Annotated in this window: 27 protein-coding genes; 10 read left to right on the forward strand and 17 right to left on the reverse strand. The window is 64.0% G+C overall.

The window, feature by feature from the left end; translation table 11 throughout:
* Positions 1 to 88: 88 nt before the first annotated feature.
* Complete coding sequence (locus FSY59_RS08095; RefSeq protein WP_148728768.1) at positions 89 to 895, reverse strand: ferritin-like domain-containing protein; 807 nt, start codon at positions 893 to 895, stop codon at positions 89 to 91.
* Between the two features lie 50 nt (positions 896 to 945).
* On the opposite strand from FSY59_RS08095, the gene FSY59_RS08100 reads away from it, so the two are divergent.
* Together FSY59_RS08100 and FSY59_RS08105 are read left to right on the forward strand one after the other, a co-directional pair.
* Complete coding sequence (locus FSY59_RS08100) at positions 946 to 1,470, forward strand: gamma carbonic anhydrase family protein (RefSeq protein ID WP_003057724.1); 525 nt, start codon at positions 946 to 948, stop codon at positions 1,468 to 1,470.
* 30 nt (positions 1,471 to 1,500) lie between these two features.
* Positions 1,501 to 2,508 carry an Hsp33 family molecular chaperone HslO gene (locus FSY59_RS08105; protein ID WP_003057723.1) on the forward strand — a complete coding sequence of 336 codons (1,008 nt, stop codon included), beginning with the start codon at positions 1,501 to 1,503 and terminating at the stop codon, positions 2,506 to 2,508.
* 98 nt (positions 2,509 to 2,606) lie between these two features.
* Here FSY59_RS08105 and FSY59_RS08110 read toward each other — a convergent pair whose 3' ends face one another.
* From FSY59_RS08110 to FSY59_RS08130, 5 genes are all read right to left on the reverse strand, one after another.
* A complete protein-coding gene (locus tag FSY59_RS08110; protein WP_253279241.1) occupies positions 2,607 to 3,149 on the reverse strand; it encodes a hypothetical protein in 543 nt (180 codons plus the stop codon).
* The gene (locus FSY59_RS08115) at positions 3,118 to 3,396 is read right to left on the reverse strand and encodes a septum formation initiator family protein (RefSeq protein ID WP_003057721.1); all 279 of its coding nucleotides are present in this window, start codon (positions 3,394 to 3,396) and stop codon (positions 3,118 to 3,120) included. Before FSY59_RS08115 ends, FSY59_RS08110 begins: the two co-directional genes overlap by 32 nt.
* A 76-nt stretch (positions 3,397 to 3,472) precedes the next feature.
* On the reverse strand, positions 3,473 to 4,759 hold the full coding sequence (gene eno / locus FSY59_RS08120; protein ID WP_003057720.1) for a phosphopyruvate hydratase: 1,287 nt from the start codon (positions 4,757 to 4,759) through the stop codon (positions 3,473 to 3,475).
* Positions 4,760 to 5,193: 434 nt separating this feature from the next.
* Positions 5,194 to 6,051, reverse strand: a complete 858-nt coding sequence (gene kdsA, locus FSY59_RS08125) for a 3-deoxy-8-phosphooctulonate synthase (RefSeq protein ID WP_003057718.1) — start codon at positions 6,049 to 6,051, stop codon at positions 5,194 to 5,196.
* 149 nt (positions 6,052 to 6,200) lie between these two features.
* Positions 6,201 to 7,862: a CTP synthase gene (locus tag FSY59_RS08130; protein ID WP_019043749.1), complete on the reverse strand. Its 1,662-nt coding sequence runs from the start codon at positions 7,860 to 7,862 to the stop codon at positions 6,201 to 6,203.
* A 113-nt stretch (positions 7,863 to 7,975) separates the two neighbouring features.
* Between FSY59_RS08130 and coaBC the strand changes: the two genes are divergently transcribed.
* From coaBC to FSY59_RS08150, 4 genes are all read left to right on the forward strand, one after another.
* Positions 7,976 to 9,202, forward strand: a complete 1,227-nt coding sequence (gene coaBC / locus FSY59_RS08135; protein WP_003057714.1) for a bifunctional phosphopantothenoylcysteine decarboxylase/phosphopantothenate--cysteine ligase CoaBC — start codon at positions 7,976 to 7,978, stop codon at positions 9,200 to 9,202.
* Between the two features lie 23 nt (positions 9,203 to 9,225).
* Entirely contained in the window at positions 9,226 to 9,744 is a 519-nt protein-coding gene (locus FSY59_RS08140; RefSeq protein WP_148728769.1) for a hypothetical protein, read from the forward strand.
* A 148-nt stretch (positions 9,745 to 9,892) separates the two neighbouring features.
* Positions 9,893 to 10,342: a dUTP diphosphatase gene (dut, locus tag FSY59_RS08145; protein WP_003057711.1), complete on the forward strand. Its 450-nt coding sequence runs from the start codon at positions 9,893 to 9,895 to the stop codon at positions 10,340 to 10,342.
* A gap of 30 nt (positions 10,343 to 10,372) precedes the next feature.
* Entirely contained in the window at positions 10,373 to 11,182 is an 810-nt protein-coding gene (locus FSY59_RS08150; protein WP_003057708.1) for a hypothetical protein, read from the forward strand.
* A gap of 6 nt (positions 11,183 to 11,188) precedes the next feature.
* Here the strand turns inward: FSY59_RS08150 and FSY59_RS08155 are convergent, their stop codons facing one another.
* The 3 genes from FSY59_RS08155 to FSY59_RS08165 are packed head-to-tail and all read right to left on the reverse strand — an operon-like array spanning position 11,189 to position 13,690.
* Positions 11,189 to 12,676: a sensor histidine kinase gene (locus FSY59_RS08155; protein ID WP_003057706.1), complete on the reverse strand. Its 1,488-nt coding sequence runs from the start codon at positions 12,674 to 12,676 to the stop codon at positions 11,189 to 11,191.
* 5 nt (positions 12,677 to 12,681) lie between these two features.
* On the reverse strand, positions 12,682 to 13,353 hold the full coding sequence (locus tag FSY59_RS08160; protein ID WP_003057704.1) for a response regulator transcription factor: 672 nt from the start codon (positions 13,351 to 13,353) through the stop codon (positions 12,682 to 12,684).
* Between the two features lie 28 nt (positions 13,354 to 13,381).
* Complete coding sequence (locus FSY59_RS08165; RefSeq protein WP_003057703.1) at positions 13,382 to 13,690, reverse strand: PepSY domain-containing protein; 309 nt, start codon at positions 13,688 to 13,690, stop codon at positions 13,382 to 13,384.
* Positions 13,691 to 13,971: 281 nt separating this feature from the next.
* Between FSY59_RS08165 and FSY59_RS08170 the strand changes: the two genes are divergently transcribed.
* Both FSY59_RS08170 and FSY59_RS08175 read left to right on the forward strand, forming a co-directional pair.
* Complete coding sequence (locus tag FSY59_RS08170; RefSeq protein ID WP_148728770.1) at positions 13,972 to 14,352, forward strand: PepSY domain-containing protein; 381 nt, start codon at positions 13,972 to 13,974, stop codon at positions 14,350 to 14,352.
* A gap of 276 nt (positions 14,353 to 14,628) precedes the next feature.
* Positions 14,629 to 15,249 (forward strand): glycine zipper 2TM domain-containing protein, encoded by a 621-nt coding sequence (locus tag FSY59_RS08175; RefSeq protein ID WP_148728771.1) that lies wholly within the window; start codon positions 14,629 to 14,631, stop codon positions 15,247 to 15,249.
* A gap of 189 nt (positions 15,250 to 15,438) precedes the next feature.
* Here FSY59_RS08175 and FSY59_RS08180 read toward each other — a convergent pair whose 3' ends face one another.
* Positions 15,439 to 15,960 carry a peptidylprolyl isomerase gene (locus FSY59_RS08180; RefSeq protein ID WP_003057696.1) on the reverse strand — a complete coding sequence of 174 codons (522 nt, stop codon included), beginning with the start codon at positions 15,958 to 15,960 and terminating at the stop codon, positions 15,439 to 15,441.
* Between the two features lie 235 nt (positions 15,961 to 16,195).
* Between FSY59_RS08180 and FSY59_RS08185 the strand changes: the two genes are divergently transcribed.
* Positions 16,196 to 16,978 carry a DUF2076 domain-containing protein gene (locus tag FSY59_RS08185; RefSeq protein ID WP_148728772.1) on the forward strand — a complete coding sequence of 261 codons (783 nt, stop codon included), beginning with the start codon at positions 16,196 to 16,198 and terminating at the stop codon, positions 16,976 to 16,978.
* A 276-nt stretch (positions 16,979 to 17,254) separates the two neighbouring features.
* Here FSY59_RS08185 and FSY59_RS08190 read toward each other — a convergent pair whose 3' ends face one another.
* The 6 genes from FSY59_RS08190 to FSY59_RS08215 all read right to left on the reverse strand — a co-directional run bounded on the left by FSY59_RS08190 (position 17,255) and on the right by FSY59_RS08215 (position 23,599).
* A complete protein-coding gene (locus FSY59_RS08190; protein WP_003057693.1) occupies positions 17,255 to 18,706 on the reverse strand; it encodes an aldehyde dehydrogenase in 1,452 nt (483 codons plus the stop codon).
* 154 nt (positions 18,707 to 18,860) lie between these two features.
* Positions 18,861 to 19,574: an ABC transporter ATP-binding protein gene (locus FSY59_RS08195; protein WP_043371146.1), complete on the reverse strand. Its 714-nt coding sequence runs from the start codon at positions 19,572 to 19,574 to the stop codon at positions 18,861 to 18,863.
* Positions 19,567 to 20,337, reverse strand: coding sequence for an ABC transporter ATP-binding protein (locus tag FSY59_RS08200; protein WP_148728773.1), 771 nt, complete (start codon positions 20,335 to 20,337; stop codon positions 19,567 to 19,569). Before FSY59_RS08200 ends, FSY59_RS08195 begins: the two co-directional genes overlap by 8 nt.
* A complete protein-coding gene (locus FSY59_RS08205) occupies positions 20,334 to 21,281 on the reverse strand; it encodes a branched-chain amino acid ABC transporter permease (protein ID WP_148728774.1) in 948 nt (315 codons plus the stop codon). Before FSY59_RS08205 ends, FSY59_RS08200 begins: the two co-directional genes overlap by 4 nt.
* Positions 21,278 to 22,153, reverse strand: a complete 876-nt coding sequence (locus tag FSY59_RS08210; protein ID WP_003057689.1) for a branched-chain amino acid ABC transporter permease — start codon at positions 22,151 to 22,153, stop codon at positions 21,278 to 21,280. Before FSY59_RS08210 ends, FSY59_RS08205 begins: the two co-directional genes overlap by 4 nt.
* A 222-nt stretch (positions 22,154 to 22,375) precedes the next feature.
* On the reverse strand, positions 22,376 to 23,599 hold the full coding sequence (locus FSY59_RS08215; RefSeq protein WP_003057687.1) for an amino acid ABC transporter substrate-binding protein: 1,224 nt from the start codon (positions 23,597 to 23,599) through the stop codon (positions 22,376 to 22,378).
* A 216-nt stretch (positions 23,600 to 23,815) separates the two neighbouring features.
* Here FSY59_RS08215 and FSY59_RS08220 point away from each other — a divergent pair, with 216 nt between their 5' ends.
* Positions 23,816 to 24,796: an AraC family transcriptional regulator gene (locus FSY59_RS08220; protein ID WP_148728775.1), complete on the forward strand. Its 981-nt coding sequence runs from the start codon at positions 23,816 to 23,818 to the stop codon at positions 24,794 to 24,796.
* Positions 24,797 to 24,996: 200 nt separating this feature from the next.
* Here the strand turns inward: FSY59_RS08220 and FSY59_RS08225 are convergent, their stop codons facing one another.
* Positions 24,997 to 26,448 (reverse strand): aldehyde dehydrogenase, encoded by a 1,452-nt coding sequence (locus FSY59_RS08225; protein WP_003057683.1) that lies wholly within the window; start codon positions 26,446 to 26,448, stop codon positions 24,997 to 24,999.
* Positions 26,449 to 26,459 lie beyond the last annotated feature (11 nt).

Genomic DNA, 26,459 nt, shown 5'->3' on the forward strand with positions numbered 1-26,459 from the left:
CTTCATTCGTTCAGGCAGTTTGCGCAAACAACTTCGGCAGGCGGCCCCGAACTCACTGTCGATTTTTGATTCGAGTCAAGAAAAGAGCCTAGATCTGTTGCAGCCAGGCGATTTCGGTCGCAGTGAAGCCTGCGGCGCGGCGCGCCTTCTCGTTGAAGGGCGGTCGCAGGCGCGGCGCTTCATAGCGGGCCGTCAGCTCCAGATACCAGGGCTCGGGGTCGAGGCCGTTTTTCTCGCACAGCCAGCGATACCAGTGATTGCCTATGGCGACATGGCCGACTTCCTCGCGCAGGATGATGTCCAGGATGTCGCAGGCCGCCAGCGCATCGGGCGCATGGGTGTTGCGCAGCTTGTTCTGGATTTGCGGCGTGGCGTCCAGGCCGCGCGCTTCCAGGGTTCTGGGAACCAGGGCCATGCGGGCCACGATGTCGCCCGAGGTTTTCTCGCACATGGTCCACAGGCCCTGGTGGGCCGGGTGGTCGCCATAGTCCTGTCCGTGGTGCTGGCGCAGGTGGTCGCGCAGCAGGCGGAAATGCTTGGCTTCCTCGGCGGCCACCTGCAGCCAGTCGTGGTAGTACTGCCCGGGCATGCCGTCGAAGCGCCAGACGGCATCCAGTGCGAGGTTGATGGCATTGAACTCGATGTGCGCTATGGCGTGGATGAGCACGGCCCGGCCTTCGAGGGTGGCCGGCGAGCGGCGCGCCACGGCCGTGTGGTGCCTGAGCTCGGGCCGGGCCGGACGGCCGGGCAGCTCGGACTCGGCAACCACCGGTACCGGGGCGGTTTCTGCTATTGAATAGAGAGCTTTTTGCGTATGCAGTTCAATGGCTGCGGCGGCTTTCTGCTCTGGGTCTGCAAGACACAAGACCTCTAGCGCGCGATGACGTAACTCCATCCCTACAATTCTAGGTTCTATAAAGAAGCAGCCCACTGGGAGACAAGCACATGGCAATTTACGAACTCGACGGCGTTGCGCCGCAGATCGACGAGACCGCCTGGGTGGCCGACAGCGCCGAGGTCATGGGCCGCGTCAAGCTGGACCGGGACGCCAGCGTCTGGTTCGGAGTCGTCATTCGTGGGGACACCGAAAACATCAGCATCGGTGCGGGCTCCAACATCCAGGATGCCAGCGTGCTGCATGCCGATTTCGGCAAACCGCTGACGGTGGGTTGCAATGTGACGGTTGGCCACCAAGTAATGCTGCATGGCTGCACGATTGGCGATGGCTCGCTCATCGGCATCGGTGCAGTGGTGCTAAACGGCGCCAGGATCGGCAGGAACTGCCTGGTGGGCGCTGGCTCGCTGGTGACCGAGGGCAAGGAGTTCCCCGACGGCTCCATGATCCTCGGCAGTCCTGCCAAGGTCGTGCGCGAGCTCTCGCCGCAGCAGATCGAAGGTCTGGGCCAGAGCGCCAGAAACTATGTTGAAAATGCTCGCCGCTTCAAGCGCGGCTTGCGCAAGCTGGGCTGAGGGCCCGGCTTTTTACCGGAATCGATTAGCGTGTCTGAACTGCATAAATTCATTTTTGACGGCCTGCCCGTGCGTGGTGCCATCGTCCGCCTGACTGACTCCTGGCAGGAGATCCTGCGGCGCCGTGCCGGCAACAAGGACACCGGTGCCTACCCCGAGGCCGTCAGCACCTTGCTTGGCGAGATGACGGCAGCCGGTGTGCTCATGCAGTCCAACATCAAGTTCAATGGCGCGCTGGTGTTTCAGGTCATGGGTGACGGTCCGGTCAAACTGGCCGTGGCCGAAGTGCAGTCGGATCTGAGCATGCGCGCCACGGCATCGCTGGTGGGCGAGGCCAATCTGCCCCTGCGCGGCCAGCTGGCTCCGCTGGCAGAGCTGGTCAATGCCCATGGCGCGGGCCGCTGTGCCGTCACGCTGGACCCCAAGGACCGTCAGCCCGGTCAGAACCCCTATCAGGGCGTGGTGCCGCTCAACGATGCTGCCGGTGGCCGCTTCGAGCGCCTGTCGGATGCGCTGCAGTTCTACATGATGCAGTCCGAGCAGCTCGACACCGTGATGGTGCTGGCCGCCAATGACCAGATTGCCGCCGGCCTGATGCTGCAGCGCATGCCTGTGAAGGGCGAGGCGAATCTGGCCGCAGCTACCGAAAGCGGTGATGCCGAGCACGATGCCCAGGGCCTGAACGAGGAATACAACCGCATTGCCACGCTGGCCTCCAGCCTGACGCAGCAAGAGCTGTTGACGCTGGATGTGGAAACCATTTTGCGGCGCCTGTTCTGGGAGGAGAAGCTGCTGCGCTTCGCTCCTCAGGCCGACGAGCAGGCACCGCGTTTCGCCTGCACCTGCAGCCGTGACCGGGTGGCTGCCATGCTGACATCGCTGGGCGAGGAAGAGGTGGATTCCATCGTGGCCGAGCGCGGCAAGATCGAAGTGGGTTGCGACTTCTGCGGCCAGCAATACCAGTTCGATGCCATCGACGCGGCGCGTCTGTTCACCGACGTGCAAAAACAGCCTCCCAGCTCCAGCTCGGTGCAGTAAGGCTCGCTGCCTGGTGCCTGCTGTCGCAGCAGGCCTTTGAGCTGGGACAGCATACGGGCATGGCGCAAGACCCGCCAGTCTCTGCGCCGGGATGCGCCTCAGCAGGCGTTTTTCAGGGCTTCGAACAGCGCCAGTTCGCACTCGGGATCGCCGCATTGCTCACAGGCCCTGCGGCGTATTTTCTGGCTGGAATTCCAGGGGTTCTGGCTTGAGATCCAGTCCCAGCCTGCGGTTGGGGCCGTGAACTTGAGAGATGCGGCCAGTTGCTGCCATTGGGCAGACGGCCTGCCGTAGAGCATCACATAGCTTTGTGCACGTGCGTGCAGCAGTTCACGCCACCGGCTGATCTGCTGCGCGATGGCCGGATCCGGGTCGGCATCGCGCCAATCCTGTCCCAGCACATAGACCAGGGCATCGGTCGGCCATTCGTCGCCGGCCGCAGGGGCCATGCATTGCCAGGGGCTGGCCAGGCCCGCATCCAGACGGGCCTGCAGCAAGCCATGCGCCATGCTGCGCGCCAGGGCATGGGGAGCGCCCAGCAGCACCACCGTGGGCGCAGGAACAGCAAAGCCAGCGCGGGGCTGGCTTCGGGACGGAGCGGGCGCTGGATCAGCGCCTGGAAACCTGAATGTAGATTTCATTGGGTTTGACCATGCCCAGCTCGTAGCGGGCCTTTTCTTCCACGGTGGACAGGCCGTCCTTGAGGTCGTTGACCTCGGACTGCAATCTGTCGTTTTCCGTTTTTTCGAGGGCGTTGGCCGCGTACTGGTCATTGATCTGCTGCTGCAGCTCGTGCACATAGGCCATGCTGCCATTGCCCAGCCAGAGCTGGGCATGAATGGCGGTCAGCAAGACCAGCAAGGTGACACAGACGACGCGGTTGACCATACAAAAACCTGGTGGAATCAAGGGTAAGCGCCCTGGCCGCAAAGCGGCTGCCGGGCACTTACTTCAGCTGCGCACTTTAGCGCAGGTTGTAGAAGGCAGCGCGGCCGGGGTACTCGGCGACATCGCCCAGGTCTTCCTCGATGCGCAGCAGCTGGTTGTACTTGGCGATACGGTCGGAGCGGCTCATGGAGCCGGTCTTGATTTGACCAGCATTCAGGCCCACGGCGATGTCGGCAATGGTGCTGTCTTCGGTCTCGCCCGAACGGTGCGAGATCACGGCGGTGTAGCCGGCGCGCTTGGCCATTTCGATGGCGGCGAAGGTCTCGGTCAGGGTGCCGATCTGGTTGATCTTGATCAGGATCGAGTTGGCGATGCGCTTTTCGATGCCTTCCTTGAGGATCTTGGTGTTGGTCACGAACAGGTCGTCACCCACCAGCTGAACCTTGGCGCCCAGGCGCTCGGTCAGGATCTTCCAGCCATCCCAGTCGCCTTCGTGCATGCCGTCTTCGATGGAGATGATGGGGTATTTGTCGCACCAGCCGGCCAGCATGTCGGTCCACTGGGTCGAAGTCAGTGTCATATTGCCTTCGCCGGCCAGCACGTACATGCCGTCCTTGTAGAACTCGGATGCTGCGCAGTCCAGGCCCAGGGCGATCTGCTCGCCGGGCTTGTAGCCGGCCTTTTCGATGGCTTCGATGATCAGCTGGATCGCGGCTTCGTGGTTTTCCACGGAAGGTGCGAAACCGCCTTCGTCGCCCACGGCGGTGGACATGCCATTGTGGTGGATGATGGCCTTCAGCGCGTGGAAGACTTCGGCGCCCCAGCGCACGGCTTCACGGAAGGTGGGGGCACCCACGGGGATGATCATGAACTCTTGCAGGTCCAGCGAGTTGTTCGCGTGGGCGCCGCCGTTGATCACGTTCATCATGGGCACGGGCAGCTGCACACCGCCCATGCCGCCGAAGTAGCGGTACAGGGGCAGACCGGCTTCTTCGGCTGCGGCGCGTGCCACGGCCATGGAGACGGCCAGCATGGCGTTGGCGCCCAGGCGGCTCTTGTTGTCGGTGCCGTCCAGATCGATCAGCGTCTTGTCCAGGAAAGCCTGCTCCGAAGCATCCAGGCCCAGCACGGCTTCGGAGATTTCGGTGTTGATGTGCTCAACAGCCTTCAGGACACCCTTGCCCAGGTAACGGCTCTTGTCGCCATCACGCAGTTCAATGGCTTCGCGCGAGCCGGTGGATGCGCCCGAGGGCACGGCGGCACGGCCCATCACGCCGGATTCCAGCAGCACGTCGCACTCAACGGTGGGGTTGCCGCGGCTGTCCAGCACTTCGCGGCCTACGATGTCAACAATGGCACTCATTGCATTTCCTTTGGGTTTCTGAAATCGGTACGTGCAGGCTGACTTCTTTCATGAAATCACGCCCAAGCGCTTGTGCATGAAGCCCAAGCTGCTATCAAAATTGTGAAGCCGACTCTTCTCCACATGCTGCGCGCGCGCCATGCACGCGACGAGTATGGAAGAGGCTGCGGCGGCTATTGTGCACAAATTTGGTGGGCCGCTTTTGCCTTGACGTGTTGCAGCCGTCGAATTTCTTGTGCAAGACGTTTCTGTGCAAGCATTCAGACACAAAAGCGGATACAAAAAAGGCATGACGCCACGCTTCATCGTGTCGTCATGCCGGGGTGCATCATCTGCTCAGACGCCGGGGGCCGCCTTGGGGCGGCCCGGGCGTATGGACATGCAGGCCTGCGGTGAGGCCTTCATGCCGGTGCTGATGCGCTGTGGTTGCATGCTCAGGCCTGGAAGTGGTCTTCCAGGAAGCCGTTGCGCTTGGTCACATCGTCCAGCGCCACCAGGGTTTCGAGCAGGGCCTTCATGTGCTTGAGCGGTACGGCATTGGGGCCGTCCGACAGGGCGTTGCAGGGGTCGGGATGGGTTTCCATGAACAGGCCTGCCACGCCCACGGCCACGGCCGCACGCGAGAGCACGGGCACCATCTCGCGCATGCCGCCGCTGGAGGTGCCGTTGCCGCCGGGCAACTGCACGCTGTGGGTGGCGTCGAACACGACAGGGGCGCCGGTTTCGCGCATGATGGCCAGCGAGCGCATGTCGCTGACCAGATTGTTGTAGCCAAAGCTGGCGCCGCGTTCGCAGGCCGTGAAGCTGTCTGCGGGCAGGCCCGCTTCCACAGCCGCAGCACGGGCCTTGTCGATGACATTCTTCATGTCATGCGGGGCCAGGAACTGGCCCTTCTTGATGTTCACGGGCTTGCCCGACTGGGCCACGGCGCGGATGAAGTCCGTCTGGCGGCACAGGAAGGCGGGGGTCTGCAGCATGTCGACGACAGAAGCCACATAAGGCACTTCGGCTTCGGTGTGCACATCGGTGAGGATGGGCACGTTCAATTCCTTCTTCACCTTGGCGAGGATTTCCAGGCCTTTTTCCATGCCGGGGCCGCGAAAGCTGGTGCCCGAGGAACGGTTGGCCTTGTCGAAGCTGCTCTTGAAGATGAAGTGGATTCCCAGCGAGGAGGTGATTTCCTTGAGTTGCCCGGCCACATCCATCTGCAGCTGTTCGGATTCGACCACGCAAGGGCCGGCGATCAGAAAGAAGCGCTTGTCCAGACCAATATCAAAGCCGCAGAGTTTCATGGGGGTTCCTTTTTGCACGCCGTGCATGCTTCAAAAACTGAAGCTGCCAGCGCTCTATGTTGAATGAATTCAACATCATTTGATGCTGAAGTCATTGATTTTCAAGCGCTGGCAGCTCCTATTTCAGGATTGATTCCGGAGGAAGGGAATCAGGCCTTCTTGCCCGACTGGGCCTTGTTGTCCATGGCCGCCTTGATGAAGGCGTTGAACAGCGGGTGACCATCCCAGGGAGTGGACTTGAACTCGGGGTGGAACTGCACGCCGATGTACCAGGGGTGGACCTTGGCGGGCAGCTCGACGATTTCGGTCAGCTGTTCGCGCTGGGTCAGGGCCGAGATCACCAGACCCGCGTCGCGCAGCTGGTCCAGGTACTGGGTGTTGGCTTCATAGCGGTGGCGGTGACGCTCGGTCACCACGTCGCCGTAGATGCTGTGCGCCAGCGTGCCCTTTTGCACGTCGGAAGACTGTGCGCCCAGACGCATGGTGCCGCCCAGGTCGGAGTTCTCGTCACGGGTCTTGATCGTGCCGTCCGCATCCTTCCACTCGGTGATCAGTGCGATCACGGGGTTGGGGGTGGCGGAATCGAACTCGGTGGAGTTGGCGCCAGCGAGGCCGGCCACATGACGGGCGTACTCGATGGTGGCGACCTGCATGCCCAGGCAGATGCCCAGGTAGGGCACCTTGTTTTCGCGGGCGAACTTGGCCGTAGAGATCTTGCCTTCCACGCCGCGCGAGCCGAAGCCGCCGGGCACCAGAATGCCGTCGTAGTCCTTGAGCAGCTTGGAGGCATCCGCGTCATGGATGGTCTCCGAGTCCACATGCGTGATCTTCACGCGCACATGGTTGCGCATGCCGGCGTGCTTGAGCGCTTCGTTGACCGACTTGTAGGCGTCGGACAGTTCCACGTACTTGCCCACCATGGCAATCTTGACTTCGCCCTGGGGATGCTCGGTCTCATAGACCAGATCGTCCCAGCGCTTGAGATTGGTGGGAGGCGTGTTCAGGCGCAGCTTGTCGCAGATCAGGCCGTCCAGACCCTGCTCGTGCAGCATGCGCGGCACCTTGTAGATGGTGTCCACGTCCCACATGGAGATCACGCCCCACTCGGGCACGTTGGTGAAGAGGGAGATTTTTTCCTTCTCTTCATCAGGCACCTGGTGCTTGGCGCGGCACAGCAGCGCATCGGGCTGGATACCGATTTCGCGCAGCTTCTGCACGGTGTGCTGGGTGGGCTTGGTCTTGAGCTCGCCGGCCGTTTCGATGAAAGGCAGGTAGGTCAGGTGCACAAAGGCGGAGTTGTTGGGGCCGAGCTTGAGCGCCAGCTGGCGCGCGGCTTCCAGGAAGGGCAGGGACTCGATGTCGCCCACGGTGCCGCCGACTTCGCAGATGGCCACATCCACTTCGTGGTCGGTGCCAAGGCCCGCGCCGCGCTTGATGTATTCCTGAATCTCGTTGGTGACATGGGGGATGACCTGCACGGTCTTGCCCAGATAGTCGCCACGGCGTTCTTTTTCCAGCACGGACTGATAGATGCGGCCCGTGGTGAAGTTGTTGCTCTGACGCATGCGCGTTTCGATGAAACGCTCATAGTGGCCCAGGTCCAGATCGGTCTCGGCTCCGTCATCGGTCACGAACACTTCGCCGTGCTGGAAGGGCGACATGGTGCCCGGGTCCACATTGATGTAGGGATCGAGCTTGATGAGGGTGACTTTGAGACCGCGCGATTCCAAAATCGCTGCAAGGGAGGCTGAGGCGATTCCCTTACCGAGGGAAGACACCACACCGCCGGTGACGAAGACGAACTTGGTCATGTCTTTTTTTGGTGGTGGTAAAACAGGATTATAGGTTCGCCACGAATTTCGGCGTGGCGTACAGGGATGCTTGTGCGGCGGCAAAGCCGCTCAGGTCTGATAAATTGCGCAGCATGAATGACGTGTTCGCAGGCAAACATCTGGTGCTGGGTCTCTCCGGAGGCGTGGCTTGTTACAAATCGGCCATGCTGTGCCGCTTGCTGGTCCAGGCCGGTGCCACGGTGCAAGTGGTCATGACGGAGGCAGCCGAGCAGTTCATGACGGCCGTCACCATGCAGGCGCTTTCTGGGCGCGCAGTCTACACCTCCCAATGGGATGTGCGCGAACCCAACAACATGCCCCACATCAATCTGAGTCGTGAAGCCGATGCCATTCTCATCGCGCCTTGCAGTGCGGACTTCATCGCGCGCCTGGTGCAGGGCCGCTCGGACGAGCTGCTCAGCCTGATGTGTCTGGCCCGCCCCATGGAGAGCGTGCCTCTGCTGCTGGCCCCGGCCATGAACCGCGAGATGTGGGCCCACCCCGCGACCCAGCGCAATCTGGCTCAGGTACAAGCCGACGGTGCCCAGGTGCTGGGCGTGGGCAACGGCAGCCAGGCCTGCGGCGAGACCGGCGACGGGCGCATGCTGGAGCCCGAGGAAATCATGGAAGAGCTGGCGGCGCACTTCACGGCCAAGAGCCTGCAGGGCCAGCATCTGCTGGTGACGGCAGGCCCGACCTTCGAGGCGATCGATCCGGTGCGCGGCATCACCAATCTTTCGAGCGGCAAGATGGGCTTTGCGATTGCCCGAGCGGCGCGCGAGGCCGGTGCCCAGGTCACGCTGGTGGCCGGCCCGGTACATCTGCCCACGCCGCGCGGAGTGACGCGCATCGACGTGCAGTCGGCGCGCCAGATGCAGTCCGCCGTGCAGTCGCTGGTGGCAGGGGCCTCGATCTTCATTGCCACGGCCGCTGTTGCCGACTGGCGCCCGGCCGAGTTTTCCGATCAGAAGATCAAGAAGGACGGATCGGGCGATGTGCCGGCCATGGACTTTGTCGAGAACCCCGACATTCTTGCCGGCGTGGCCCAGTCCGACCAGGCCCGCTCGGGCAGGCTGTACTGCGTGGGCTTTGCGGCCGAAAGCCATGATCTGCTCAGGCACGCCAGCGCCAAGCGCCTGCGCAAGAGCGTGCCGCTGCTGGTGGGCAATATCGGCCCCGCCACCTTTGGCAAGGACGACAATGCCCTGCTGCTGATCGACGATCAGGGCTCCAAGGAGCTGCCCCATGCCAGCAAGGACGTGCTGGCACGCCAGCTGGTCGATGAAATTGCGCAGCGCCTGAGCGCCAAGCGTCCCTGACCCGTGACCCCAGGAGTCCGAACATGAATCTCTCCAGCTATGAAGGCCCGCGCAATGGCGACTATGTGGCTTATGTGGATCAGCTGATGCGATCCAGTCCCGAGTACCGCCGCACGCTGCGCAGCATCGACGGAGCGATTCAGACCGCGGTCGTCACGCCCGGCTCCCAGGCTGCCTCGCCCATGTCCCAGCTACGCAGCACCTTGCAGAAGGCGCGCGACATGGCGGAGCAGGCACAGCAGGTGCCGGGAGCGCGAACCACGGCGGCCGGCCATGCGGCCCAGCGCACGGCTGCTGCTCGGCGCCCCAATACGGCCGTGACCAAGCAGGAGGCGCAGCAGCGCTTCAAGGCCATGGAGCGCCAGATCGAGGCCCAGAAGGCCCAGACCGGCCGCAAGCCCTGGGTGTCTCCGGGCTCGCTGGCGCTGATCGTGGGCGGGGTAATCCTCTCCCAGTTCATCCAGGGCTTTGGCGTGCTGCTCGCCATCATGGGCCTGATGTCGGCGGTGGGCGGCGTGCTCAGGCGCCTGCAAGGCCGCTGACAGGCACCAGGCGCCGGCTCTTGCCCGGCAGAGGGCACAATGGCGCCCTTCAGGAAAACCGCTGGCGGCTGCATGGCAGCTGCCGCAATGGATGCAAGGCCCGGTTCACGGGCCTTGTTTCAAGACAGACAAGACTAGCCAGATCCTTATGAATGTTGATGTAAAGATTCTCGATGCGCGCCTGCGCGACAACCTGCCCGCCTACGCGACTCCCGGCAGCGCCGGCCTGGACCTGCGTGCCTGCATCGATGCGCCGGTGACGCTGGAGCCCGGCCAGTGGCAGCTGATTCCCACCGGCATGGCCATGCATCTCAAGGATCCCCATTACGCAGCGCTGATCCTGCCGCGCTCGGGCATGGGCCACAAGCACGGCATCGTGCTGGGCAATCTGGTCGGTCTGATCGACTCCGACTACCAGGGCCAGCTCATGGTCAGCGCCTGGAACCGTTCGCAGACCGCCTTCACGCTGCAGCCCATGGACCGTCTGGCCCAGCTGGTCATCGTGCCCGTGGTGCAGGCACAGTTCAATCTGGTGGATGACTTTGCCGACGCCAGCGAGCGTGGCGAAGGCGGCTACGGCTCCACCGGCAAGCAGTAAGCCTGCCAAAAGGCCCGCACCTCGCGTGACATGAGCCGCCAGACCCGCCGTCGCTCTGCCTCCTGGACCAGGGTGCAACTGGGCCGTGACCAGCCCATGCGGCGTCGCCTGCAAAAACGCCACTGGCTGCGTCTGCATGCCGCTCTGACCGGCGGCCTGAGTCTGGCTGCCATGTCCTTGATCAGTCTGTGCCTGCTGCATGCCGGCGTGCACAGCATGGGGCTGCGCTATGGGCTGGCGCTGGCCTGCGGCTATCTGCTTTATCTGATGCTGGTGCGCCTGTGGGCGGGCTGCATGCTGCGCCGCGACTGGGATGCGGGCGATGTAGGAGTCGATGTTTCCGGCTCCGGCGGTAAATCAGGCAGTGCCGACGCTGCGGGCTTTGAAAGCGGGCAGGGAGGCTCCTACGGCGGCGGCGGTGCCGGCGGCCACTGGGACGATGGCACCGCCGTGCCTGATATTGCGCCTGCGTCTGCGGGCCTGGAGCTGCCCGATGTCGATGTGTCGGGGCTGGACGCGCTCGATGAAGGCGCCGTGGTGCTCGTGCCGGTGCTGCTGGTCTTTGCCGCCCTGCTGTTGGCGGTCACGGGCATGGGCTCGCTGGTGTGGCTGGTGTTCGGTGCCGATCTGTTTCTGACCGTGGCGGTAGAGGTGGCGTTTGCGCTGCTGATGACGCGAACCCTCTATGTGGTGGAGCGCGAAGGCTGGCTGCTGGCCGCGCTGCGCATCAGCTGGAAGCCCGTGCTGGGCGCCCTGGTCGCGGCCGTGGCGCTGGGGCTGCTCGCCGACTGGCTGTTTCCCCAGGCCGATACCCTGGCACAGGTGCTGCGCAGTCTTTGATCGGCCTCAGTCCTGGTGCCTGGCGCCAGGCAGTTGCAGCTTCATGCGCAGCCCGCCCAGCGGCGATGGCAGCGCCTGGATGCTGCCGCCATAGGTCTGAACCAGATCGCGCACGATGTCCAGGCCCAGACCGGCGCCGGGTCGCTGTTCGTCAAGCCGTTCTCCGCGGGCAAAGATGCGCTCGCGCAACTCGGGGGCAATGCCCGGGCCGTCGTCGTCTATGCACAGTGTCAGTTGCTGGCTGTCCTCGCTGGCCGCCTCAATCTTCAACACCACCTGCCAGCGCGCCCATTTGCCGGCGTTGTCCAGCAGATTGCCCAGCATCTCCATCAGGTCCTGGGAGTCGCCCTTGAAGTCCCATTGGGTGGCATCCCCCTGCAGCTCGAAGCGTATGCCGCGCGCCGCATGCAGCTTGTCCATGGTGTGCACCAGGGAGTGCAGCGGGCCGGCCAGCGCGGTGCGCAGGCCATGGCCCTGCTGCGCCGCTGCGGCGGCGGCGCGGGCACGGGCCAGGTGATATTCGACCTGGCGGCTGGCACTGGCGACCTGCTCGCGCACCAGGGTCGCCAGCGGGCTGTCCTGCTGCGCCGCCGCGTTGCCCATGATGCTCAGCGGGGTGTTGACCGCATGGGCCAGATTGCCCGCCTGGGTACGGGCCCGCTCCACCATCTCGGCATTCATGCGCAGCACATGGTTGAACTCCTGAACCAGAGGCATGATCTCGGCAGGGTGCTCGCCCCTGATTTCCGGAGCTTCCCCCTGGCTCACGGCGGCCAGCTGACGGCGCAGAGCGGCCAGCGGAGCCAGCGCCAGCTGCAGCTGCACGACCACGGCGGCGATCAGTCCCGCTGCCAGCATGCACAGCGCGGCCACCAGCATCTTGGTGAAGCGCTGCAGCGGCGTGGCCAGCATGGCCGCGTCGGCGGCAATCATCAGTCGCAGTGGCGGGGCATCGGCCTCGGGCAGCTGTACGGTACGCGTCACGATCACCAGGGTGTTGCCATTGCCGTCCGACATATGGCCATAGCTTGCCGGTGCATGCAGGGGCAGGGTGGGCTCCCAGACCTTGTCGGCCTGGAAGAAGGGCCAGTCCAGGGTCTGGTCCCAGAGCGATCGCGAACGCTGGATGCCGGCCTGAACCGTCTGTTTGCCGGCTGCATCGAGCTGGTCCACCTGCCAGTACATGCCCGACAGTGGCTGCTGCAGCAAGGGGTCGCCGGAGAAGGGCGAGACCGTGACCGGGACGGCCTGATCGGGCTGATAGTTGACGGCGCCGCTGAGCCGGTCGAGCTTGGCCACCAGCTGGCTGCGCAGCTGCTGGGTCAGATGCTCGGCAAACAGCGTGCGCAGACCCCAGCCCGTGAGCAGCAGTGCTGCCAGCACCCAGATCAGGGCACCCGCCAGCAGTCGCAGGCGCAGCGAGTTCTTCCAGGAGCCCGCGCTCAGCGGTGGCGGCTGCTGGGTCATGGGGGAGTTCAGGGTGTGCTCGGACATAGGCTTTATTCTTGGTTGGATGGCGCGACCAGGCGATAGCCCAGGCCGCGCACGGTTTCGATCGAGCCAGCGGGCAGCTTTTTTCTCAGGCGCCCGACAAAGACCTCGATGGTGTTGGAGTCGCGGTCGCTGTCCTGCGGGTAGATATGCTCGGACAGCTCGGTGCGCGAGACCACAGCGCCCATGCGCTGCATCAGCAGGGCCAGCACTTTGAATTCATGGCTGGTCAGCGTCAGAGCCTGACCTTCGACGGTGACACGGGCCTGGCGCGAATCCAGGGTGATGGCCCCGCATTGCCACAGCGCGCTGGCATGCGGGCTCAGGCGTCGCAGCAGCGCCCTCAGACGCGCCAGCAGCTCTTCCATGTGGAAGGGTTTGGCCAGATAGTCGTCGGCTCCGGCATCCATGCCTGCGACTTTTTCATGCCAGGCGGCTCTGGCGGTGAGGATCAGCACCGGCATGGAGCGGCCCTGAGCGCGCCAGGCGCGCAGCACGCTCAGCCCGTCGCGCACCGGCAGGCCCAGGTCCAGCACCGCAGCGTCGAAGCTCTCCACCTCGCCCAGGTATTGCGCCGTCTCGCCATCGGCGGCCGTCTCCACGGTGTGGCCGGCCTGCAGCAGGGCCTGATGCAGCTGCTCGCGCAGCGTGGGTTCGTCTTCAATCAGCAGGATTCGCATGCTCTACAACCTTCCTGAGTGCCGGGGTTCACTTCTTGCGCTTCATGCTGATGAGGCTGCCGTTGCTGGCATCGATCTCCAGCTTGACCACCTTGCCATCGCTTTGCAGCAGCCGGATCTCGTAGACAAAGCGGCCGTCCTCACGGTCGAACTCCACCTTGATGACCTGGCCCTGGTACTGCTGCTCGACCTGGTCCAGAACGGTGCGCAGCGGCAGCACCTGACCCTGGCGCAGGGCCTGACGGGCAAGCTCGTGGTCGTTGTCACCGGCATCCGAGGTGGCGGGCCACAGGCTCAGCGCGGCAAAGCCTGCCGTTGCCAGCAGCATGGCCAGCATGGCATGGAGGGTGCGCCGGCGTGGGCGGTGCGCAGATTGCGGGTCATTCGAGGCATTGGATAAAGACATGGCGAGCGGGCGGCAGTGGGTGGTGATGAGGTCTGGTTGCGTTCTGCAGCCAAGGTTATAGGCCTGCATCGATGAACGAAAGCTGAATGGCGGCTTCAGAAACGGTTCAGGAGGGAATGCGAACAATCGGCCACAACCCGCCACAGCGCAGCTTTCGCCCGGCGGGCCGTCTTTTTTGTCCCCATCGTTACCAACCTGCTGCAGGAGTTTCCATGTCTCGTCTTCAAGCCCCCGTCTTTCCGGTGTCCGATCGCGTCTTGTCGCTATACCGGTCCATGCAGCGCCGCAGCGGCATCGCCTTGCTGGGGGGCGCTGCGCTGCTGTCCGCAGGCACCTGCCTGGCCGCGGAAAACTCCCTGGCGGATCGTGCCTCGGCCTCGGTGGCCGGCGTGCGCGGCATGGCGCTCGGGCCAACCCTGTCCATCAGCGATGTCTGCGACCGGCTGGAGAAGGCCGGCTATCGCGAATTCCAGGAGGTGGAATGGGACGACGGCCTCTACAAGGTCAAGGCCACGGCCAGCGATGGGCGCTTTGTGAAGCTCTATGTGGATGGGCGCAGCGGTGAAGTGCTGCGCGTACGCAGCAAAAGCTAATTTTGCTATCTGCTTGATAGCTTCTGGCGCTTTGTGATGGCGGTTTCAAATCATACTTATATCGAAAATGAGTGCTGCAAAGGGCAAGGCGCTAGGGTTTGAAGACTTGTAAACGGCTGCGCTTTACTCGAAGTATTGTGAGCAAATGTGAAACCTGTCGTCCTGGCGAGCCGGTGCTGCGTTGCAATGGAAAGGCAGACCGTGCAAGGTTTGCAGAGCAACTCATAACAGGGACTGCGGCGCATGGAATGTGCATGCGCCAATCAGGAGATTTCCATGCAAATCAATCAACGCTGGGGCCGGTTGGCCATGGTGAGCGCAATCGTTGCAGCTCTGTCGGCCTGCGCGGCCTATCCACAGGGTGGCTACCAGACCGGCGGCTATCAGAACAGTGGCTACCAGGGAGGCTACTCCCAAGGTGCTTATTCTGGCTCGGGCTACCCCGGCAGCACCCAGGCCTATCCCGTGGGCAACAACCAGGCCCAGACCTATCCCGCCAATAACTGCGGCTACAACAATCCCAACTGCTACTCGCAACAGCCTCAGCAATACGCCCAGCAGGGCCGTGTGATGAATATCGAGACCGTGCGCGTGCAGGACGGCAGCGGTGTGGGCGCGGGCGGCGCGATTGCCGGCGGCGTGATCGGCGGCGTGCTGGGCAACCAGGTGGGCAAGGGCTCCGGCCGTACGCTGGCCACGATTGCCGGTGTGGTGGGGGGCGCATTGGCCGGCAACGCCGTGCAGAACAGTGTGGGTGGCGGCAGCGTGCGCGATATCTACCGCGTCACCGTGCAGCTGCAGGACGGCAGCGTGCGCGCTCTGGACTACCCGCAGCCTCCGCAGCTGAGCATCGGCGAATACGTGCGCGTGGAAGGCAACCAGATCTTCCGCCGCTGAGCACTCAGGCGCGCATGACAAAAGGGACTCCTCGGAGTCCCTTTTTATTTCTTTGCCTCAAGCGATGAGCGATGCTTGAGTCTGTGGCGCAGCATCACTCAGTGACAGCAAGCAAGAGCCTAGGCGGCCCCGCCGCCTCGCAGCGAAGCTGTCGTCCCCCATTGGGGAGGGCGCAAAGCGCCTCAGGGGTCAGTGAAGTGTTTCATTGCCCGGGGCCATGGGCTCGATACGGAAAAAGCCCGTACCGGCCGTGCCGCGGCCGATTTCTTCCTCGGTGGCCTCGCGCACGGCTTCGATCTTGAGGTGCAGGCGGATGGCGATTCCGGCCAGCGGGTGGTTGCCGTCCAGCACCACATGCTCGGGATAGATTTCGGTGACCGTGTAGAGCCGGTCGGCCGGCACGGGGTTGGTGCCCTTGGGCATGGCCGTGCTCTCGAAACTCATGCCTTCCTCGATCTCTTCGGGGAACAGCTCGCGCTTTTCCAGGAAGATCAGGCTCTCGTCATAGTCGCCGAATGCTTCTTCGGGCTCCAGGTGCAGATCCAGCTGGTCGCCGACCACATGGCCTTGCAGAGCCTCTTCGATGCGCTTGAAGAGGTCATCGCCGCCGACGAGAAATTCCACGGGCTCGTCCAGCACGTCCAGCTCCTCGCCCAGGGTGTCTTTCAGTGTCCAGGTCAGGGCGACCACGCATTGTTGGGTAACTTCCATGGTGTGTGTATGCAGTTGGTGGGCCGCGGGCCAGTCCCGCCGCCGAAATTGAAACGCCGCCACGGCCGTGGCGCAATGGCAGGCATTGTCCCATGCGCTGCCCGCAACTGCAGCACAGGCCTTTTGTTACACCCTGCAAAAAGCACTTGCACGGCCTTCACATTGGCACTCTTGCAGGCCTGCATACTGGCCCCATCTCTGCTGCAAGTAATTTGCGGGCTTAAAGGAAGGCACCATGACCCCTCAGGAACAACAACTGCTGCAAGACCTGTGCGCCAGGCTGACGCTGACCCAGGGCCAGCCCAAGGACGCGCAGGCCGATGCCGAGCTGCGCCGCGGATTGGGCACCGCGCCCGATGCGGTCTACTGGCTGGCCCAGCGCACCTTGATGCTGGAGCAAGCCATTCAGCAGGCCCAGCAGCAGATCGGCGAACTGGAGCAGCAGGTGAAGCAGGCACAGCAAAGCCAGAGCCAGGGCGCAGGCAGCTTTCTCTCGGGTGGCCTGGGCACGCACTTCGGCCGCGCTCCCGAGCGTTATGCCGAGGACGGCGGCTACGCTGCCAGTGCCCAGCCTCCCTATCAGCCCCAGTATCAGCCCCAGTATCAGCCTCAGTACCAGCCGCAAGCAGCGCCTCAGCCCTCCAGCTGGCGCGACCGTTTCTTTGGTGGCGGCTCGGCGCCGCGTGCTGCAGCGCCGCAGGCCTACGGCCAGCCAGCTGCCGCGGCCGGCAGCAGCTTCCTGGGCAATGCCGCAGCGGCCGCAGCCGGTGTGGCGGGCGGCATGTTTCTGTTCAACGGGCTGGAGAATCTGATGGGTGGACATCACGCCGGCTCGGGCAGCCAGAGCGGCGGCAGCGAAAGCAAGTCGCTGGCGCAGGACAGCAGCAGTCAGGGCCTGCATGGCGACAGCGGCACTCCCTCCAGTCTGGCCAACGATGCAGGCCTGGGCAGCATCGATAGCGCAGACAACGACAGCTGGGGCGATGGCGGCGACTTCTTCAACGATGACTTTGCCTGATTACATGCTTTGAGATTTTTGAGGCTCAAGCCCTTTTCCATCAAACGCTAGCAGCTATGGATTAGATAGTGAGAAGGAAAAAAGAAAGCCACCTGGCGTTTTCAAATCAGGTGGCTTTTTTAATTTCAGTAGCGATGGGCGCGAGCTTCAACTAGGGCGCGACCTAAGTGTGGGACAGCAAGCAAGCGCCGCCGCGCAGCAAAGCTGTCGTCCCCCTCCGCGAAGCAGAGAGGGGGAAGCGGCGGGGCCGCCCAGGCAAAGCCGCTCAGGGGGTCTTTAGAACGGATAGTGGCGTTCTGCGGTCTGCATGGTCACCCAGCGGGTTTCGGTAAAGGCATTGATGCCCTGCTGGCCGCCGAAATGGCCATAGCCCGAGGCCTTGACGCCGCCAAACGGCATCTGGGCTTCGTCATGCACCGTGGGGCCGTTGATATGGCAGATGCCGGCCTCGATGCGCGCAGCCACACGCCAGCCGCGGGCCGTGTCCCGGGTGAAGACTGCGGAGGACAGACCGAACTCGTTGTCATTGGCCGTGGCAATGGCTTCTTCCTCGCCGTTCACGCGCACGATGCCCTTGACCGGGCCGAAGGTCTCCTCGTGGAAGATGCGCATCGCGGGCGTCACATGGTCGATCAGCGTGGCAGGCATCAGCGTGCTCTCGGCCTTGCCGCCGCAGACCAGTTTTCCGCCCTTGGCCAGCGCGTCATCGATCATGGCATTGCAGCGCTCCACCGTTGCCAGATCGACCACCGAGCCCAGCACCACGGGGCCCTTGCGCGGGTCACCCAGTGGCAGGCTGCTGGCCTTGGCGGCAAACTTGGCGATGAACTCGTCGGCCACCTTGTTATCCACCACGAAGCGCTCGGTGGACATGCAGATCTGGCCCGAGTTGGCAAACGCGCCAAAGGTGGCGGCGTTCACGGCCGCATCGATATCGGCATCGTCCAGCACCAGGAAGGGGGCCTTGCCGCCAAGCTCCAGCAGCGCGGGCTTGAGATGTCTGGCGCAGGTCTGGCCGATGATGCGGCCCACACGTGTGGAGCCGGTAAAGCTCACGCGGCGCACGGCGGGATGGGCCACGATGGCTTCGACCACGCTGCCTGCATCGGCGGGCGCATTGGTCACAAAGTTCACCACGCCGGCGGGCAGGCCTGCGTCCTGCAGCGCCTCGATGATCAGGCCATGGGTGGCGGGGCAGAGTTCCGATCCCTTGAGAATCACGGTATTGCCGCAGGCCAGGGCCGTGGAGATGCTGCGTACGGCCAGAATCACGGGGGCATTCCAGGGTGCGATACCGAGCACCACGCCGGCGGGCTGGCGCACGGCCATGGCCACGCTGCCGGGCACGTCGGAGGGAATGATCTCGCCATTGATCTGCGTGGTCAGCGAAGCCGCTTCCAGCAGCATGCTGGCGGCCAGATGCACGTTGAAGCCGGCCCAGATGCCCGAGGCGCCGGTCTCGGCAGCCATGGCCGCGGCAATCGCTTCGCCCTTGGCTTCCAGCGCCTGCGAGGCCTTCATCAGCATGGCGCGGCGGGCGTTCGGCCCTAGTTGCGACCAGGCGGGGAAGGCTGCTGCCGCTGCATCGCAGGCGCGGATCGCATCCTCGGTCGTGGCTGCCGGCGCGCGTGTGGCCACGCTGCCATCCAGCGGGTTTTTGCGTTCAAAAGTCGCGCCATTGCCGGCTGCGCATTCCTGGCCGGCTATCAGCATTTTTTGTTCGATCATGTGTGTCTCCTTTGAAGTGTTGAGCCAGTCAATATGACTGGTGAATGTTCAGGGCTTTCAATGAAGTGCGGCCTGGTAAAGGGCCGCCGAGCAAGGGCCTAGGCGGCCCCACCGCCCCGCCGTGAGGGTGCCGTCCCCCTCAGGGGGATTCATCTCAGTGTTCACCGCCCAAGTAAGCGCGGCGCACGGCGGGGCTGTTGCTGAGTTCCGTGGCCGAGCCTTCGCCCACGATGCGCCCGGTTTCCAGCAAGTAGCCACGGTCGGCAATCGCCAGGCTCTGGCGCGCGTTCTGCTCCACCAGCAGCACGCCCATGCCCAGTGTCTTGATGCGCGCAAGGGCGGCGAACAGCTCTTTGCACATCAGCGGCGACAGGCCCAGCGAAGGCTCGTCCAGCAGCAGGATATCGGGTTGGCTCATCAGCGCGCGGCCCACGGCCACCATCTGCTGCTCGCCGCCGCTCATGGTGCGCACGGCCTGGGCCAGACGATCACGCAGCTTGGGAAAGAGGGCGAAGACCTGCTCCAGATTCCGGGCTTCATTGGTGCGTGCGCGCCGGGGCTGGGCACCCAGCAGCAGGTTTTCCTTGACGCTGAGATCGCCGAACACGCCGCGCCCCTCGGGCACCAGGGCCAGGCCCGATTGCACGATGGCATGCGGCGGCAGCTGCATCAGCTCCTGACCGGCCAGTTGCGCGCTGGCACCGGCCTGCGGCGTGACCATGCCGCCCAGCGCCTTGAGCAGGCTGGACTTGCCCGCTCCGTTGGCGCCCAGCATGACGACCAGCTCGCCGGGCCGAACCTGGAGGCTGACCTGGTGCAGCGCCTCATGCTTGCCGTAGCTCACCGAGATATTGCGCACTTCAAGCATGGCTGGCCTCCGCTGACCGGTCTTCATCTGCACTCGCTTCTTCCCCCAGATAGGCACGCACCACCTCGGGCTCTTTGAGCACCTGGGCCGTGGGACCGTCGGCTATTTTTGTGCCCGCGTTCATCACCACGCAGCGGCTGCACAGCGCGTGCACGGCGTCCATCACATGTTCGACCATGAGAATCGTCAGCCCCGTGGCCTGCAACTGCCGGATCAGTGCAATGCCCTGCTGCAGCTCCGTGGGGTTGAGTCCGGCCAGCCATTCGTCGAGCAGCAGGATCTGCGGCTCCAGCGCCAGTGCGCGGGCCAGCTCCAGGCGCTTCTGGTTGATATAGGTGAGGTCGCCTGCGGGAGTATTCGCAACTTCGGCCAGACCCACCTGATTCAGCAGTTGCAGGGCACGCGCAGCGGCAGGTTTGCCGAACAATGGTCGGAGCTTGAAGGCCATGCCGGCAATGACGTTGTCGATGCAGCTCATGGAGCCCAGCACCTTGACCAGCTGGAAGGTGCGCGCCACGCCCAGGCGGGCGATCTGGTGGCTTCTGAGCGGGTGGATGGGCTTGCCGTTGAATACGATCTCGCCGCCGTTGGTGGGCAGCGCGCCCGAGATCAGATTCATGGCCGTGGTCTTGCCCGAGCCATTGGGGCCGAGCAGGCCCACGACCTCGCCCGGGTAGACGTCAAAGCTCAGTTCGTTGACGGCCACCAGGCCGCCGAAGCGTCGGGTGGCGCCGCGCACGGAAAGCAGGGTGGCGGTCTTCATGGCTGGTCTCCCTTGCTGGCAGCATTCCTGCCCAGCAGCCTGGCCAGCACACCAGACAGGCCCTGGGGAATGAAGTACACGATCACGATGAACACCAGTCCCAGCAGAATCGAGAAATGGTTGGGGAAGTTGGCAGCCAGGTACTCGAAGAGCAGCACCAGCGGCACGGCCCCCAGAATCGGGCCGAACAGCGCGCCGGCGCCGCCGAGCAAGGCCATGATCAGGGTCTGGAACGAGACGGCAGGAGCAAAGGCAATGCTGGGGTCGATATAGGTCCAGCGCGGAGCCATGATGGCGCCCGTGACGGTGATGAACACGGCGCTGACGGCGAACAGCAGCAGCTTGGCCGTGGTGGTGTTGATGCCCACATGGGTGGCCACGGTCTCGTCCTCGCCGATCACGCGCAGGGCCAGACCCAGGCGCGAGCGGTTGATGAGGGCGCGCAGCGCCAGCACCAGGGCCAGCATGGCCAGCAGCTGCCAGTAGATATCGAGCTGGGTGATCTCAACGAACACATAGCGGCCCAGGTCCTTGGTGATGTTGACCTCCCACCAGGTGACGAGCTGCTTGACCAGCTCGGCCAGGCCGAAGCTGAAGATCACAAAGTACACGCCCGACAGCCGCAGCGTGGACAGCCCCACGATCAAGGCCATGACCAGGCCCACGCCGGCCGCGATGCCCAGCACGGCGACCCAGGGCAGGGACTCGCCGAACACGGCGGTGACATAGGCACCCATGCCGAAGAAGGCGACGGTGGCCAGCGAGATATAGCGCGTCGGTCCCGAGAACAGCGCCCAGGCCGTGGCCAGCACGCAGTACATCAGGATGCTGATCATGAGCGAGAGGTAGTACTCGTCCGTCAGCCAGCGTGGCAGCAGGGCCAGGCCCAGCAGGGCGGCGGCGCTGACGGCCCAGATCAGGATTTCCTTGCGATGCTGATTCATCGTGCGGCCCTCCCGAACAAGCCTGTGGGCTTGAACAGCAGCACCAGCAGGAACACCGCGTAATTGACGGCCAGCGTCAGGCCGGGGTCGACAAAGGAGGCCACCAGCGTTTCGGCAAAGCCCAGCAGCATGCCGGCGACCAGGCAACCCATGAGATTGCCCACGCCGCCCATGATGACGACGATCAGCGCCTTCATGGCAAACATGGTGCCCATGCCGGCCGAGAAGGGCAGAAACATGCTGACCAGCACGCCGCAGATCGCCACCAGTGCGCCGCCCAGACCATAGGCCAGGGCCGCCGTGCTGCGCACATTGATGCCGACCAGATGGGCGAACTGCGGTGCCACGGACACGGCGCGTACCACGGCGCCGGCGCGGGTGCGCGTCAGAAGCAGGTACAGGCCGCCGCCCAGCACGATCGCAAAGCCCAGCACCAGCAGACGGTTGGCCGCAACCTTGCTGCCCAGAATCTCCACGGGTTCGGACAGATAGCTGTAGCTGTGATAGTCGCCGCCGAACATCACCAGCATGACGCCCTGCACGACGAACAGCATGCCGAAGGTGGCCAGAATCGAATCCACCTCCAGCGCCGGTCCGCCCCTGGCGCGACGCACCAGCGGGGTCAGCAGCAGCTGATAGATCAGCCACTGGATGGCAAAGCCCAGCGGCACCACCAGCAGCACCAGAAGCAGCGGTGAAATACCCCAGCTGCTCACCGCAAAAAAGGCCAGAAAGGCCGGCGCAATCAGAAACTCCCCATACGAGAGATTCATGATGCGCGCCACGCCATACTGCAGCGTCAGCCCCATGGCCACCAGGCCGTAGAGCCCGCCCAGCATGGCGCCAGCGAGAAGGATGTCTATTAAATTCATAGCGTATACCGCTGGTGATTCATTGTTCTTGTTATGAAATCAATGCAAAGTGAAAGCGAGACATGCGCAACCAGCTCTTGTTTTGATAGTTCTTGCGGAGCTGGACACACATGGCGGCCATGGGGTATCAGAGATGCCGAGCAAGAGCCGCCTCGCGGCGATGGCATCGTCCCCCTCCCATAGCGCGAAGCGCGTAGAGAGAGGGGGAAGGCGCGCAGCGCCTCAGGGGGAGCTACGGGGGATCACCGCAGGTTTCACCCCCGCCCGTGTAGTTGGCGCAATCGCATTGAATTCGCCGTTCTGCCACTGGCCCACATGCCAGAGCTTGGTCAGCATCTGGCCTTCAAGCTTGACGGGGCCGAGCACGGTCTCGAAGCTGCCGCTCTTGAGCTCCTGGGTCACGGCGGCGCGATCGATCTTGCCCACGCGCTCGATGGCCTGCTGCAGCATCTGCAGCGAGGTGTAGACGATGGGGCTGGCAAAGCGGTCCGATTCCTGGCCGGTCACCTCCTTGAAGCGCTTCAGATAGGCCTGCATCTGCGGGTTGCCGGCATCGATGCCGCCCGGCGCCATCACGCCTTCGGCCGCTGCGCCGAACTTGCCCTTGAACATGGGGAACTGCGTGCCCACGCCGGTGAACAGCACCTTGGGAGCCAGGCCCAGCGTCCTGGCCTGTTCGTTGATCAGCATGGTGTCGGGCGGGTAGGAGTAGGCCACGAAGGTGTCGGCACCCTTGCCCTTGGCTTCGTTGATGATGGGCGTCATGTCCTGCGTGCCGATCGGATAGCTCTTGTCGTAGACCAGCTCGAAGCCATGCTGCTTGGCAGCCTTGCGCGTGGCGTTGGCCAACTCGACGCCAAAGCCGTCGGCGATGTTGATCATGGCGATCTTGTGGTTGATCTTGCCGTCCTTCTTGGCCTTTTCCAGCATGGCGACCAGGCCCTCGGCATATTCGCCGCCCGTGCCCAGGAAGAAGAAGGCATGTTTCCAGCGCTTGGCCAGATCGGGGGCCTTGTCGGTCACCGAGGTGGCGGCCAGCAGCGGGTATTTGTGCTTTTCGTAGGTCGGCCCCACAGCCAGATTGGAGCCCGTGCCCCAGGGCGGCAGCACGAAGTCGACCTTGTCCTGGGTGATCAGGCGCTCGGTGGCGCGCACGGCCTCCTCGGTGCTGGAGCGGTCGTCGTATTCGATGACCTCGATGGGCACGCGCTTGTTGTAGGCCTTGAGCATGATGCCGCCGGCGTCGTTGATCTCCTTGACCCAGAGCTTGTAGTTGGGCGCCGTGGTCACGGAGGTGCCGCCCGCGTTGACGCCCGTCTTGGCAATGGCCCAGCCGATGCGGATGGATTGGGGCGCTTCCTGGGCCAGGGCCTGGCCGCACAGGCCCGCCAGGGCTGCGGCTGCGACCAGGCTCTTGAGAACAAAACGCTTGTCGGCGAATGTCATGCTTGTCTCCTTTTTGATGGACGGGTGTCCGGGTTCTTCGGCCATCGTAGGAAAGTGCGTCGGCAGGTGTTTGTCTGGGCGTGCATTGCGTCTTGTCTGAACATGCAAGTGTCTGTGGGTAAACACTGATTTCCCTGCGAGGCGCCGGTTTTGCCCGTACCCGGGTGCGGGGTGCTATGGATAATGAAGCATCCTGTTACTTCTTCAGGAGCCGAGATGCGGCCAGACATTCCTGCCAACCAAGTGATCGAGAAGATGACCGAGATGCAAGGCGCTCAAGCCGTGGGTGCATGGCAGCACTGGATGTCCACGCTCTATGGCCTGGAGAGCGATGTCTATGGCGACCAGCATTTCTCGGCGCGACTGGGCACCTTCGAGCTGGGGCCGGTGGGCATGACCCGAATCGAGGCCAGCCGCCATCGCGTGCGGCGCACTTCGGCCAGCATGGCACGCCACAGCACCGACTTTCTCAAGATCGTGGCCCCCTGGCATGGCGAGGCCCGCGTCTGCCAGAACGGGCGCGAAGCCGTGGCGCGCAGCGGCCAGTGGCTGATCTATGACACCACGCAGGAGTACGAGGTGCTCAACCCGGAGTGGTGCGAGCATCTGATCATCACCCTGCCCAAAAGCCGCTTCGAAGACCATGGCCGCGCCGTCGATGCCCTCATGGGGCGCTATGTGGGCGGCAGCGAAGGCGTGTCCCGCATTGCACTTGACATGATGCGCGGCACTTTTGCCGAATGCCGGGCCATGGGCCAGGGCCTGGCCCAGCATGTGACGGATTCGCTGCTGCAGCTGATCCAGCTGTCCCTGCTCGATGCATGCGGCCGTGCGGCCTCGCTGAGCGCCAGCGAGCTGTTGCTGGGCCGCATCAAGGCCTATGTGCGCCAGCACCTGCGCGATCCGGCCCTGAGCGTCGATGCCGTGGCCGCAGCGCTCAACTGCAGCAAGCGACATCTCTACAACGCCTTTGCCGATGAGCGGCTGTCCATCAGCCAGCATATCTGGGTCGAGCGCGTGGCCCTGTTCCAGCGCGAACTGCTCAGTCCTGCCAATCGCCATTGCACCTTGACGGAGCTGGCGCTGGCCAGCGGCTTTGCCAGCGGAGCGCATCTGAGCCGCCTGTTCAAGCAGCACACGGGGCAGACGCCTGCGCAGTTCAGGGCCGGCGTGAAGGCATCGAGTCTGTTGAATTGAGCACCGAGCTGGCCTCGGGCTCAATCCGCCAAGGCGCTGACTGCGATTGGTGAAACCGCAAGCCGGAAACAGCAAAGCCGACAGGCGCTTTCCTGCCAGGCGGTGTTCATGGCCGACGCAAGGTGCAAGGTCGGCCATCGAGGTTTCGGGCGCGAGATACAGGCACGGCTGCCGGGCTGTGCCTGCCGCACCATCGCGCTTCAGAAGGGGTAGTGACGTGGGCTGGTCTGCATGGTGATCCAGCGGGTATCGGTGAAGGCATCGATGCCGGCCTGGCCGCCGAAGTGACCGTAGCCCGAGTTCTTCACGCCGCCGAAAGGCATTTGTGCTTCATCGTGCACCGTGGGACCGTTGACATGGCAGATGCCCGCCTCGATGCGACCGGCCACGCGCCAGCCGCGGGCCGTGTCCCTGGTGTAGACGGCGGAGGACAGGCCGAACTCGTTGTCGTTGGCCATGGCGATGGCCTGCTCTTCGCCATGCACGCGCACGATGGCCTTCACCGGGGCAAAGGTCTCTTCGCGGAAGATGCGCATCTCGGGGGTCACGCCGTCGATCAGCGTGGCCGCCATCAGGGTGTCGTTGGCCTTGCCTCCGCACAGAATCCTGGCGCCCCTGCTCACGGCATCGTCGATGAGTTCGTTGACGCGGTGCACGGTGTTCATGTCCACGACGGAGCCCAGCACCACCGGTCCCTGGCGCGGGTCGCCCAGAGGCAGGGTCTTGGCGCGGCCCACCAGCTTGGCGATGAATTCCTCGGCCACGGCCTCATCCACGATGATGCGTTCGGTGGACATGCAGATCTGGCCCGAGTTGGCAAAGGCGCCGAAGGTGCAGCCGGCCACGGCGGCGTCGATGTCGGCATCGTCCAGCACCAGGAACGGAGCCTTGCCGCCCAGTTCCAGGATGACGGGCTTGAGGTATTTAGCGCAGGTCTGGCCGATGATGCGGCCTACGCGCGTGGAGCCGGTGAAATTCACACGGCGCACGGCAGGGTGGGCCACCATGGCCTCGACCACGGCCCCGGCGTCTTCGGGCGCATTCGTCACGAAGTTCACCACACCAGGAGGCAGGCCGCCTTCCTGCAGGGCTTCGATGATCAGACCATGGGTGGCGGGGCACAGTTCCGAGCCCTTGAGAACCACGGTATTGCCGCAGGCCAGGGGCGTGGCGATGGCACGCACGGCCAGGATGATGGGGGCATTCCAGGGGGCGATGCCCAGCACCACGCCGGCAGGCTGGCGCACGGCCATGGCCAGGCTGCCGGGAATGTCGGAAGGAATCAGCTGGCCGTTGATCTGGGTGGTCAGCGATGCGGCTTCGAGAAACATATTGGCGGCCAGATGCACATTGAAGCCGGCCCAGATGCCGGAGGCACCGGTTTCGGCCGCCATGGCTGCGGCAAAGGCCTCGGCCTTGGCTTCCAGGGCCTGAGAGGCCTTCATCAGCATCAGTCGGCGCTCGGTGGGGCCCAGGGCCGCCCAGGCGGGAAAGGCTGCCTCGGCGGCTTGCACGGCACGCACGGCATCGGCTGTGGTGGCGGCCGGAGCGCGCGTGGCGACCGAGCCGTCCAGAGGGTTTTTGCGCTCGAAAGTGGCGCCGTTGCTGGCCTGGGCGGTCTGGCCGCCGATGAGCATGCTTTGTTCAATCATCTTCGCTTCCT

It is taken from the genome of Comamonas sp. Z3 (genome assembly GCF_008121565.1).
Taxonomy (GTDB): Bacteria; Pseudomonadota; Gammaproteobacteria; order Burkholderiales; family Burkholderiaceae_C; genus Comamonas; species Comamonas brasiliensis.

Excerpts from the sequence above, each read along its gene's own strand:
- eno (WP_003057720.1), bottom strand. The coding sequence starts at position 4,759 with ATGAGTGCCATTGTTGACATCGTAGGCCGCGAAGTGCTGGACAGCCGC.
- FSY59_RS08205 (WP_148728774.1), bottom strand. The coding sequence starts at position 21,281 with ATGAATCAGCATCGCAAGGAAATCCTGATCTGGGCCGTCAGCGCCGCC.
- FSY59_RS08150 (WP_003057708.1), top strand. The coding sequence starts at position 10,373 with ATGAGCCGCCAGACCCGCCGTCGCTCTGCCTCCTGGACCAGGGTGCAA.
- FSY59_RS08185 (WP_148728772.1), top strand. The coding sequence starts at position 16,196 with ATGACCCCTCAGGAACAACAACTGCTGCAAGACCTGTGCGCCAGGCTG.
- FSY59_RS08225 (WP_003057683.1), bottom strand. The coding sequence starts at position 26,448 with ATGATTGAACAAAGCATGCTCATCGGCGGCCAGACCGCCCAGGCCAGC.
- FSY59_RS08100 (WP_003057724.1), top strand. The coding sequence starts at position 946 with ATGGCAATTTACGAACTCGACGGCGTTGCGCCGCAGATCGACGAGACC.
- FSY59_RS08165 (WP_003057703.1), bottom strand. The coding sequence starts at position 13,690 with ATGCTGGCCATGCTGCTGGCAACGGCAGGCTTTGCCGCGCTGAGCCTG.
- FSY59_RS08200 (WP_148728773.1), bottom strand. The coding sequence starts at position 20,337 with ATGAAGACCGCCACCCTGCTTTCCGTGCGCGGCGCCACCCGACGCTTC.
- FSY59_RS08155 (WP_003057706.1), bottom strand. The coding sequence starts at position 12,676 with ATGTCCGAGCACACCCTGAACTCCCCCATGACCCAGCAGCCGCCACCG.
- FSY59_RS08180 (WP_003057696.1), bottom strand. The coding sequence starts at position 15,960 with ATGGAAGTTACCCAACAATGCGTGGTCGCCCTGACCTGGACACTGAAA.
- FSY59_RS08215 (WP_003057687.1), bottom strand. The coding sequence starts at position 23,599 with ATGACATTCGCCGACAAGCGTTTTGTTCTCAAGAGCCTGGTCGCAGCC.
- FSY59_RS08220 (WP_148728775.1), top strand. The coding sequence starts at position 23,816 with ATGCGGCCAGACATTCCTGCCAACCAAGTGATCGAGAAGATGACCGAG.
- coaBC (WP_003057714.1), top strand. The coding sequence starts at position 7,976 with ATGAATGACGTGTTCGCAGGCAAACATCTGGTGCTGGGTCTCTCCGGA.
- FSY59_RS08175 (WP_148728771.1), top strand. The coding sequence starts at position 14,629 with ATGCAAATCAATCAACGCTGGGGCCGGTTGGCCATGGTGAGCGCAATC.
- dut (WP_003057711.1), top strand. The coding sequence starts at position 9,893 with ATGAATGTTGATGTAAAGATTCTCGATGCGCGCCTGCGCGACAACCTG.
- FSY59_RS08195 (WP_043371146.1), bottom strand. The coding sequence starts at position 19,574 with ATGCTTGAAGTGCGCAATATCTCGGTGAGCTACGGCAAGCATGAGGCG.
- kdsA (WP_003057718.1), bottom strand. The coding sequence starts at position 6,051 with ATGAAACTCTGCGGCTTTGATATTGGTCTGGACAAGCGCTTCTTTCTG.
- FSY59_RS08095 (WP_148728768.1), bottom strand. The coding sequence starts at position 895 with ATGGAGTTACGTCATCGCGCGCTAGAGGTCTTGTGTCTTGCAGACCCA.
- FSY59_RS08160 (WP_003057704.1), bottom strand. The coding sequence starts at position 13,353 with ATGCGAATCCTGCTGATTGAAGACGAACCCACGCTGCGCGAGCAGCTG.
- FSY59_RS08210 (WP_003057689.1), bottom strand. The coding sequence starts at position 22,153 with ATGAATTTAATAGACATCCTTCTCGCTGGCGCCATGCTGGGCGGGCTC.
- FSY59_RS08110 (WP_253279241.1), bottom strand. The coding sequence starts at position 3,149 with ATGAAATCTACATTCAGGTTTCCAGGCGCTGATCCAGCGCCCGCTCCG.
- FSY59_RS08170 (WP_148728770.1), top strand. The coding sequence starts at position 13,972 with ATGTCTCGTCTTCAAGCCCCCGTCTTTCCGGTGTCCGATCGCGTCTTG.
- FSY59_RS08140 (WP_148728769.1), top strand. The coding sequence starts at position 9,226 with ATGAATCTCTCCAGCTATGAAGGCCCGCGCAATGGCGACTATGTGGCT.
- FSY59_RS08115 (WP_003057721.1), bottom strand. The coding sequence starts at position 3,396 with ATGGTCAACCGCGTCGTCTGTGTCACCTTGCTGGTCTTGCTGACCGCC.
- FSY59_RS08130 (WP_019043749.1), bottom strand. The coding sequence starts at position 7,862 with ATGACCAAGTTCGTCTTCGTCACCGGCGGTGTGGTGTCTTCCCTCGGT.
- FSY59_RS08190 (WP_003057693.1), bottom strand. The coding sequence starts at position 18,706 with ATGATCGAACAAAAAATGCTGATAGCCGGCCAGGAATGCGCAGCCGGC.